Source organism: Tenacibaculum piscium, assembly GCF_021390755.1.
In the GTDB taxonomy this organism is placed as follows: domain Bacteria; phylum Bacteroidota; class Bacteroidia; order Flavobacteriales; family Flavobacteriaceae; genus Polaribacter; species Polaribacter piscius.
The window spans coordinates 23,926-33,499 of the sequence record NZ_JAJGWR010000009.1 but is presented as its reverse complement, the minus strand read 5'-3'; the positions used below and the strand labels follow the sequence as shown (position 1 = coordinate 33,499).

The 9,574-nt window shown below is 29.6% G+C and carries 6 protein-coding genes; 3 read left to right on the top strand and 3 right to left on the bottom strand.

Features of this window, described 5'->3' with window-relative positions:
• Positions 1 to 1,578 (bottom strand): condensation domain-containing protein (locus L0U72_RS11035; protein WP_233899255.1); only part of this gene is annotated, 1,578 nt, incomplete at its 3' end.
• Between the two features lie 267 nt (positions 1,579 to 1,845).
• On the opposite strand from L0U72_RS11035, the gene L0U72_RS11030 reads away from it, so the two are divergent.
• The 3 genes from L0U72_RS11030 (at position 1,846) to L0U72_RS11020 (ending at position 4,672) form a co-directional block, all read left to right on the top strand.
• Positions 1,846 to 2,787, top strand: a complete 942-nt coding sequence (locus L0U72_RS11030) for an aminoglycoside 6-adenylyltransferase (protein ID WP_233899253.1) — start codon at positions 1,846 to 1,848, stop codon at positions 2,785 to 2,787.
• Between the two features lie 85 nt (positions 2,788 to 2,872).
• Complete coding sequence (locus L0U72_RS11025; protein WP_233899251.1) at positions 2,873 to 3,829, top strand: TauD/TfdA family dioxygenase; 957 nt, start codon at positions 2,873 to 2,875, stop codon at positions 3,827 to 3,829.
• A gap of 165 nt (positions 3,830 to 3,994) precedes the next feature.
• Positions 3,995 to 4,672 (top strand): 4'-phosphopantetheinyl transferase family protein, encoded by a 678-nt coding sequence (locus tag L0U72_RS11020; protein ID WP_233899249.1) that lies wholly within the window; start codon positions 3,995 to 3,997, stop codon positions 4,670 to 4,672.
• A gap of 205 nt (positions 4,673 to 4,877) precedes the next feature.
• On the opposite strand, the gene ccsA is transcribed toward L0U72_RS11020, so the two are convergent.
• Together ccsA and L0U72_RS11010 are read right to left on the bottom strand one after the other, a co-directional pair.
• Complete coding sequence (gene ccsA, locus L0U72_RS11015) at positions 4,878 to 7,994, bottom strand: cytochrome c biogenesis protein CcsA (protein WP_233899247.1); 3,117 nt, start codon at positions 7,992 to 7,994, stop codon at positions 4,878 to 4,880.
• A 136-nt stretch (positions 7,995 to 8,130) separates the two neighbouring features.
• Positions 8,131 to 8,895, bottom strand: coding sequence for a thioesterase II family protein (locus L0U72_RS11010; protein WP_233899245.1), 765 nt, complete (start codon positions 8,893 to 8,895; stop codon positions 8,131 to 8,133).
• Positions 8,896 to 9,574 lie beyond the last annotated feature (679 nt).

Below are 9,574 nucleotides of genomic sequence, written 5' to 3'. Positions count from 1 at the left end.
CCCCAGAATACCAATGATCATCTCCAAACTACGACCCAAGCAAATGCCCACCATATCTTCTACAGATACACCTTTATCCATTAAATAATGAGCGAGTTGATTCGATTTCTTATCTAATTCCTTATAGGTTAAATGACTTCCTTCATTAACCACTGCAATAGCATTTGGCGTCTTTAAGGCTTGCGTCTCAAATATATCAACTATTGTACTATCCGTTGGATCGTTAAAAATACTATTGTTGAATCCTTCTAATACATGGCGCTCTTCATCTGGTAGGATTGAAACATTCTCAATAGGCTTATCCAGACATGATTCAAATTGCCTTAGAACAAAAAGCAGTCTATTTACAAACAATTTTATTTCTACATCATTAAAATATGCTTCTTGGTAATCTATATGTAATTCTAAATGTGCTTCTTGACCATAATCAAACCAACGGATTAAAAGAGGAACTCCTAAATGTGAGGCGCTCTTTAATTGCTTTATCTGCACCTTAAAATCAGAATCTGTTATATCTGTAAAAGGAAGAAGTTGATAATTTATTAAAACATCAAAAAGTTGTAATCTATTCTTTGAAAGTAATCTCAAGGATCTATTTAAATGAGAAATAGGATACAATCCATGTCTAAAATCATTTCTTTGGGTTTGTTTGACATTCGAAATAACATCTGACAGTAGCTGATTTGGAATAAATTCTCCTTTAAAGGGAAGTATTCCTGTAAACATTCCAACTATTTTCCTTTCCTCCCTACCTCTTCTTTTGTGATTCGAAAGTCCGAAACAAAAACTCTTCTGCTGAGTTATTTTTCCAAAATATACTAATAAGGCAGCAATCGTTAGCTGAGACACATTAGTTTTGGTCTGTTCACTTAGACGTTCTAATAGTATTCTATCAAATTTAGAAATTGGGAAAAAAAATGAACGAGCACTATCATTTTTTTGTATCTTATGGCTAAATATTAAATCTGGAATGTCTTTAAATTTTTCTTTCCAATAGACAGTGTCTTTTCTGTAGTGCTTAGACTTCCAATAATCGAGATTTCGTTTTACAGCATCTGCATAAGAAGGATATTGGTCTTCAAATTCATTATGGTTATCTAAAAGTTTTCTATATTCAGTTATAAGATAATTAAAATAAATTGCAAATGCATATCCATCAACGATTAAATGATGAAAACAAAAGAAGCAATAATATTCATCTTTTGATACTTTAATCAATGCTATACGATATAATTTTTCTTTTTCAAGATCAAAAGCTATATTGAATTGATTTTGCATCCAATCTAAGGCTTCTTTTTGAGGTTCTTGCGTTGATGAAAAATCTAATTTATCAATATATATAGGTATGGGAGCGTCTACTATATATTGAGCAGGTTCTGCACCCTTAAAATCAAATTTTATTTTATGAAAATCAAATACTTTTGAGGAATCTTTTAAAATTGATTCAAACCTAGAGATATCAAACTTCCCTTTAAAATTACCGTATCCTCCAACATTATATAATGAACTTTGTGAGTTCATTATTTGCCCATAATATACATCTTGTTGAGAAAGATGCAACTTCATTTTTTCTTTCATACAATTTAGCTTGAGTTAAAAATTATTTTAATTCAATAGAGAAACTGAGAAGAACTATTATATTTTGTAACGGTTTACTACTTCTTTTTAAAAAAGGAATTTAAATCAGCAATTTCCATACTTATATCTCAATCAATTTTTCTAACATCAAACTTACTATAAAAACAGATTAAAAAAAAAATTATGTAGGAAAATTATAATTAATTTTGATTATTTTTGATTATTTTTACGCAAAACTTATTTATATTATATAACTAGTTCTATTCCATGAATAATTTAGCTCAAATATTAAAAAAATTTGGTGAATCTAATAAAGACATCTACTCTATTATTACTTTTGGGTCATTTTTCCATTTAGACCGTGAAAAATGTTCAGATTCTTTATCAGATTTAGATCTTTTTCTATTTACTAATGATGTAAAAAAATATAGCAATCAAAATAAAACTGAATGGCTATCTAGCTTTCCAAATCCAGTACTATCGGTTTATATTCAAAAAGGGGGGGGGATAACAAACGTAACAATACTGTTCAAAAATTTTTTTTCTATTGATATTACAATTTTAGATAAGAAATTACTTTTATTATGTAAAAAATACATACAATTAAAAAAGTTTAAGGTTTTTAATTTTTTGATTAAAAAAGGAGGACGAATAGACAATCAGATTTCAAAGTTTTCCAATTATTTATCTTCAGGATACAAAATTGCTTATGGTCATGATAAAATTCATCCACTAATCAATGAAATAACTAAAAACTATAGGTTAGCACGTAAGGAATTTACTGTGGCAGATTTTAAGGTTAATTACAATGGATTTTGGCAAACTTGCTATAAAATTTACATTACAATTAAAAAAAACGATATGCTTTTTGGCGTGTTGATGAGGGATAATAGTTTAAAACGAATAATCATTGAAGTCTTAGTATGGAGAGAACAAATAAACACTCCTAAAGAATCTGCAATTTTTAGAGGAAAAAACATTAAACATTGGGGAAATAATTACTATTCAAAGATGAAGAATGATGATTTAATGTTTACTCTAAATACAAAAGAAGCTTATTCAACACTGTTAAAGAATATTTTATTTTACAAATCTATCTCTAAAGAATTGAGTGAGTGGCATTTACCCGAACTTGAAAAGGGTATAATATCTTTATTAGAAAATGAAATTAGAGTAAAATCAATTCAAGATGAACATCTGGCTCAATAAAATTATGCCTTTTTAAGGCATTTATAATTTGACATTCCTGTTAAAAAATTAGTAATATCAAGTACGCAACAAAAAATTAAAAAATATGAATACAAAAAATATAGAATCCTTCCTAGGAATAAATATGCTCTATACTATTAAAGATCATAACATATCACCATTGGAGTGGGCACTAAAAAATAAAGAAGAAGTACAAACCCATTTAGAGAAAACTGGCGCGCTTCTCATTAGAGGGTTTGAAGATATTAAAGAAGAAGATTTTGGAACGATTCTCTCCTTATTGTTTGGAGGAGAACTTATTGATTATACCTTTAGATCAACACCTCGCACAGAATTAAAAAATAAAATTTATACTGCTACGGAATACCATCACACAGAATGGATTCCACAACATAATGAAAATGCTTACTCTAATAAATGGCCTTCCCGAATAGGCTTAGTATGTAAAATCAAAGCAGAGAAGATGGGCAACACACCGATTTCTGATAGTCGCATTGCTTACAATCAAATTCCAGCAGAAATCAGAGACGAATTTGAAAAAAAGAATATCATGTATGTTAGAAACTATTCTAATATTATAGATTTGCCATGGGAAGAAGTTTTCCAAACTAACAATAGAAGTGAAATAGAAGCTTATTGTAAGGGCAATAATATTTTGGCGGAATGGACTCCTAACGGACTTAGAACTAAGCAAATTAATAATGCTACTCTCGTTCACCCTAACACGAAAGATAAATTATGGTTTAATCAGGCTCATTTATTCCATATAAGCAATTTGAATAGTGAATTACGAGAAGATTTGACAGCAATATTAGGAGAAGACAATCTGCCAAGAAACACTTATTTTGGTGACGGAACTTCAATTGACCCAGAAGTATTGGACATAATAAGAGACGTTTATAATAACACTAAGGTAAGTTTTGATTGGCTAGAAAATGATTTGCTATTGCTAGATAATATGTTATATACTCATGGTAGAGAACCATTTGAAGGAAAAAGGAAAGTACTTGTCGGTATGGCAAGAGAGCACAGCGCGTCCTAAACAATCTTATTTGGTTAATTTATCCAAAGAATAAAAAAATGAAAACGACTGTTTGAAATTCAGTTTGTTATTTGATTTATTTTCCCACGGAGATGCTGGGAAATAATCGTTCGGTTTTAAAGCATCCCAAAAGACCAGCCAGAGTTATTTAATTCACTTTTAATTTTGAAAGAAGTAAACATATTTTATTCAAAAATAATAGATAGACCTATTAGTCGTAATAGTGCTTTACTAAAGAACTTGCCTAAAAATCTATTAACAAAAAACAAAAACTACAAACGTTGGAAAGATCGAGAATTAAATTTACTAGGAAAATTACTACTAATAGAAGGTTTAAAATTATATGATATAGAATTAAAATGTCTAAAGAAATTAAAATACAATAAATATGGAAAACCATATTTAGATTTAGATTTAGATTTTAATATTTCTCATTCAGGTGAATATGTATTATGTGCATTGTCAAGAGGCTTAAGGTTAGGGATTGATATTGAAAAAATAGAAAAACTTGATTTGAATTCCATTACTGGAGTTTTTACGAAAAATGAATTATTTCATATCAATTCTTCTGAAAAAAAAGAAAAGACATTTTATGATTACTGGACATCCAAAGAATCGGTTGTTAAAGCGATAGGAAGGGGTTTATCCATTCCATTGGAAGATATTGAAGTTTATAAAAACCAGCAATTAAGTTACGATAACGACACTTGGTATATTCAAAAGGTGCAAATTGACAATCTGTATTCTTCCCATATTGCATTTAATTATAAACAAATTAAACTAAATTATTATTTTATAGATTTTTATAATTGTGACGTAAATCTCATGGAACAAGTATTATAAGCTTTACAAATAAACCACTATGGACTACAAGTCCATAGTTTTAAGCAAAAGAATGATTTTTTTTTAAAATTATACTCTAATATCAAATTGCCTTTCTCTGAATTGGGTTTAGACCCTTCCTAACAAGACTAAATTATTAAGCGAAAGAGATGAGTTCATATATTAGATTTGGATGAACCAAAAAATATATTGAAATTAGTTTAAATTATTTTTTATAATATTTTTGATACTTAAAATAGGCGAATACACTTAATAATACTGAAACTCCAAGCCAAGTCCATATCTGCATTGGAACATCTGCAGATTCACCAGCAGCGTAAGAATGCAATCCAGATAATAGATGATTTACTCCTAGGTAGGTCATTAAAACAGATGCAAAAGCAAAAACTGAAAATATATTAAAAGTCAATCTTCCTCTTAATCCAGGAATCAATCGAGTGTGAAGAATAAATGCATATAACATGATACTTACTAACGCCCAAGTTTCTTTAGGATCCCATCCCCAATATCTCCCCCAACTTTCATTTGCCCACATTCCACCAAGAAAGTTTCCAATCACAAGAAGAACCAATCCTACATTCATAGACATTTCATTAATGATGGTAATTTCTTTAATCATTAAGTCAACTTTCGGTTTATTTTTTTGAGTAGTGATAATCATAAGAAATAAAGCAAGCATCCCTAGAATCATACTTAGCGTAAGTGGTCCGTAACTAGCAACAATGATTGAAACATGAATCAGCACCCAATACGAGTCAAGAACTGGAACTAAATTAGCAATTTCAGGATCCATCCAATTTTGATGGGCATAAAATAAAATAATGGAAGTGACAAATGCTGTTGCAGCAATTGTCAAAGTAGATTTTCTTCCAAAAATTAATCCAAATAACATAGTCGCCCAAGCAATATAAATCATAGATTCATAGCCATTACTCCATGGAACATGACCGGAAATATACCATCGAATTCCAAGACCTATTGTATGGTAAGTAAACAATAAAACAACGATCATTGTACTTACTTTTAAAAGTACTCTGACTAACTTAGAATTATTAAAAATATTGATGATAATGATGATGAACATAAAGACTCCAGCCAACATGTATTGCCAGAATAAATTTTTAAAGATGTCATGCTTGTTATAGTAAATTTCTAAGTCAACTTTATTCCCTTTTGGAAATACTTCTGCTCCAAATTTTCTCTGGAATTTTTCTATTCCTTCAAGTAATTTTTCAGATTCTGTATAATCATTATTCTTTTTAGACTCTTGCAAAGTCTGAAAGTAGTATGGCAAAATTTGTTTAACAAATACCGAGTCTTTTCCTGAAAATTTTACTTGACTTAATTCAGGATAAGAAACCCATTTGTAAGTTGGGTCATTTGGCACAGGGAAAATTTTCATAATTCCTCCTCCAATTGCTGAATACAATAAATTAGCACGTTCACTCACAGAAATCACACTTTGTTCAAACTTACTTTTGATTTTCTTTTTAAATGCTTTTTCTTGGATATCTTGAATTTTGTAAGCACCTTTCTCAGTAAATAAATCTGCAAGACGAGCATATTTTTGATCGTGAGGTATCTCAATAATATCTCGAAGTTTTGTATTGATAGGATTGATATAAATGATAGGTACGCTAAACCATAATTTTGGGTTTTCTTGAATTGAAAGAAAGACTTGATTTGCATCAAGGCTTTTATAAGTATTTTTTTTGCTTACTTTTCTCAAAAGTTCAGAAGCGAATGTATTAACTGGTTTCATACGCCCACCAGCATCTTGAATTACAATACGGCTGAATTTTTCTGCATGAATAGGATCAACTTGATTGGCTATTAAAATAGAATCAATTTGTGCTTCTGAGACTTGATGTTTATGTTGAGAAAAACCAATTGAAACACTTAAAAGTAATGCGATTGTTAATACTGTTTTTTTTGCCTTGATTTTGTTGAGGTTTCTTCTTAAATCCGAAAAACGAGTCCCTCTAATAAATAAAGATAGAAGCATACCTAAAAACAACATTGCATATCCTATATAAGTAATTGTAGTTCCCCAAAAATCATGATTTACCGATAAACGAGTTTCTTCATATTCATCCGTAATATTATAACTTGACTGGAAGAATTTATAGCCTTTATAATTTAGGATGTGATTCATAAATATTCTAAAATCAAATGTTTCCTTAGGATCAATTACAGTAATCTCACTTGCATATGATATAGGATTTTGAGATCCTGGATAATTAGTCAGTTGAAAATCAAGAAGTTTTATATAAAAAGGTAATTCTATTTCTTTTGAACCATAATTCACACGAAACCTTAAGCCTCCTACACTTATTTCAGCTGGGCTTTCAATATTGTATTGGCCTCCATTAACAACGAGTTGCTTTGTCTCGTCACCTACGGTCACGTCAAATGTGAGTTTGTCAATAGGATTTTCTTCACGTTCTCCTGTTACAGTTGTAAACGTTCCTTTAATAGCAGGTTTTGGGATTACAAAACTCAATCCAGCCAACTGATGTAGAGAAAGCAATTGTAGATTTTGAATAGAATCTTTTGCGATCGTTCCAGTGAATTGGTCAGCCATACGCAAATAAGTTCCTTCATGGACTGATTTTAATTTTAAAGCATCACCATCTGCAATAATATCTATTGAATTATTATTGACATTATCGTAACCTACTAAAATATTATGGATTAATTGGCTTGTACCTTTCTTTATATAATGATCATGGCGAGATCCTGAAGTTGATTCTACAAAATGAATATAAGTGTCTCCATTTTCATTTTCTTCAAATACTTCTTTGGCAAATGGAATATATTCTACTAGATTAAATTTGAATTTTTTATCTCTGAATTGGTCCGTAAAAATATAGTTTGGTTTCCCTATAGCAGATAATAAAACCTTATCTGATTTAGAAGGTTTTTGATCTTTCCCATCATCAGTCATCACATCAAAGTAAATTGCATCAGAGAACATTTTATTACTTGATTCACCTTCAATAATCGGCATTATCCCTTCAGAACTTACATAACGAGTAATTCCAGCACCTATTAAGATGAAAAGAAAAGAAATGTGAAATAAGAAAACAGACCATTTTTCTTTTTTATACAACCGATATTTGAATATATTTCCAAAGAAATTAATTACAAAAAAGATCATGATTGCTTCAAACCACCATGCGTTGTAAATTATTTTTTTAGCAGTTTGAGTGCCATAATCATTCTCAATGAATGTGGCAATTCCCATTGCAGTAGCAAAGAGAAGAAACAAAATGGCCATTAATTTGGAAGAGTACAAAATTTTCTTAATTAATACTAACATGAAGAATTTTCTTTAAGTTTTGCAAAGGTAGGACTTAAAATCGATTTGTGTAAAATTTTATTAAAGAAAAATGTTAATTAACTAATTAACATTTTGAGATGTTAAGGAAAGTTATTTTATTTATACTTAAAAAAAATTAAGTATAAGAAACATCAAAAGCCTTCATAATTTTTTGAGCTATCATCTCTGAATTTTCATGAATAAAAAAATGATTTCCTTTTACGATTTCAAAATTGCAAGTAGCACTCGTCTCATTTACCCAATCTTTCATCTCTTTTATTGAAGTCTTCTCTTCTTCTCCTATTTCATCTTCTCCCATCATTATATTCATGGGAATCGAGAAGGGTCTTTTCATTTTTGAATAACTATAATTTTCAATCGCTCTGAAATCATTCTTTAAAACTGGATAGAAAATCTCCAATAAGTCTTTTTGGTTAAAAAAATCTTTAGGCACACCTCCAATCTTACTAATCTCTTCCCAAAATAACTCTTGAGGTAAAGTTGATTTCTTATTCGTAAAACGATTATGCTTCGGTCCACCTCTTCCAAGAAAAAATGCACAAAAGGGTAATTTCAAACCATTCTTACGAATCTTCTTTATAAGCTCATAACCTAGAAGAGATCCCATACTATGACCAAAAAGCACATAATCACCTTTAATTATATGCTGATGTATACTGACATACAAATCATCAACCATGTCAGGAATATTATTTAATAAAGGCTCTTTAAACCTCTCCCCTCTCCCCGGTAGCTCTAGCGTGATCCATTCAAAATCAGATGATATATGTTGTTCTATTTTATTAAAACTATATTTATTACCGCCAGCAAAAGGAATTGCCACAATTTTTGACTTAGATAACAAAGTACCGTTCATATATTTTCTTCGGAAAGAACTCATAAATTTATAATGGTTTTTACTCTTAATATTTATACAAATATAGGAATTTTAAATACTCTAGAAACACACCTATAAACACCACAAATGGATAAACGGAGAATCAGGATGGTTCTGTTTGAGTAACTTTTCTCGATTTAAGACTTTTATTGTCTAGTTAAAGGTTAAAACCCTACAATTTCATTGCAGTTACTTTAGTTTCTATTTCATAAAACTAATTGAAGTAATCAATTTGATTGACTATACTTAACTGATTTCACGAAGCAGACTTTTAGTCTGCAAACTAAAATTATGGACTTCCAGTCCATAGAGTGGTTTATTAAGCTATTTACACCTATTATGGAGGTATCAGGTGTAGGAAAAACCACTCTTACTAAAGAGCTAATTTTTCAAAATTCTAGTTTCATATATATATAAAACCTTATACAAATAGACCTTTAAGGTCTAACGAAATAGATAAAATCTTTATATCTACAGAAAACCTAATTAAACGAGAATCTAAACAAAAGTTTATTACATATAAGAAGTTTGGTTTTATGTATAGAATTTCAATAGATGAAAGTAACCCATGAAGAATTATTAGAAATAAATATTAGCAGAAACGAATTTCATAGAGAATGAAATTACATAATTAAACCGTGATTATTCTATAGGATTTACTTATTAGAGATAATACTCTAAT

Bases quoted from the DNA above. Each gene is read 5' to 3' on its own strand.
- L0U72_RS11030 (WP_233899253.1), top strand. From the start codon at position 1,846: ATGAATAATTTAGCTCAAATATTAAAAAAATTTGGTGAATCTAATAAA.
- L0U72_RS11025 (WP_233899251.1), top strand. From the start codon at position 2,873: ATGAATACAAAAAATATAGAATCCTTCCTAGGAATAAATATGCTCTAT.
- ccsA (WP_233899247.1), bottom strand. From the start codon at position 7,994: ATGTTAGTATTAATTAAGAAAATTTTGTACTCTTCCAAATTAATGGCC.
- L0U72_RS11010 (WP_233899245.1), bottom strand. From the start codon at position 8,895: ATGAGTTCTTTCCGAAGAAAATATATGAACGGTACTTTGTTATCTAAG.